At 74.1% G+C, this 603-nt stretch carries 1 protein-coding gene; it reads left to right on the plus strand.

From position 1 onward, the window contains the following. Positions 1-603 (plus strand): hypothetical protein (locus BFN33_RS53605; RefSeq protein ID WP_370743402.1); only part of this gene is annotated, 603 nt, incomplete at both ends.

The raw sequence follows: 603 nt of genomic DNA on the forward strand, positions 1-603 counted from the left end.
GAAGGAGCGCGCTGACGCAGCGATCGGCCGCGAGGAGGCAGCCGAGCAGGACGCCGAGGAACAGCGCGCCGGACGGGAGTCTGCCCTGCGGGACCTGCGCACCCTCCGTGCCGGCATCCGTGCGGCAGGTGGCGACCCGACCACGATCCAGAACCTGTGGGCGCAGCTCCGCCTCCGCAACCGGCAGTGGGCCGAGGCCAAGAGGGAGGCGCGGCTGACGCGCAGCATGCTGGAGGCAGAGGGCGGGGACGTCGCCCTGGTGGACGAGATGACCGCCACCGTGGCGAAGGCCGAGGGCGAGGCGCGGGAGGCGCAGGCCGCCATCGAGCGCGTGCGGAACCTGCGCGGCCCGATCGCCGAGGCCCTCGAACGCGCCGACTACCGGCAGGACATGAGGCGCGGCGACCTCGCCGACTCGATCATGCCCGCCATCCTCGCCGCCCTCGACGGCACCGAGCAGCCCACCAGCAGGGAGCAGCCTGGCACCCAGGCACCAGAGGCCGACAACCCGCGCACCGTCTGCGTCTGCGGCCACACCCGAGGCGAGCACCTGCGAGTCAGCGGCCGCCTGCTCTGCGACGCCTGCGACCCCAACAGCACCGC

The organism is Streptomyces sp. LUP47B (genome assembly GCF_001746295.1).
In the GTDB taxonomy this organism is placed as follows: domain Bacteria; phylum Actinomycetota; class Actinomycetes; order Streptomycetales; family Streptomycetaceae; genus Streptomyces.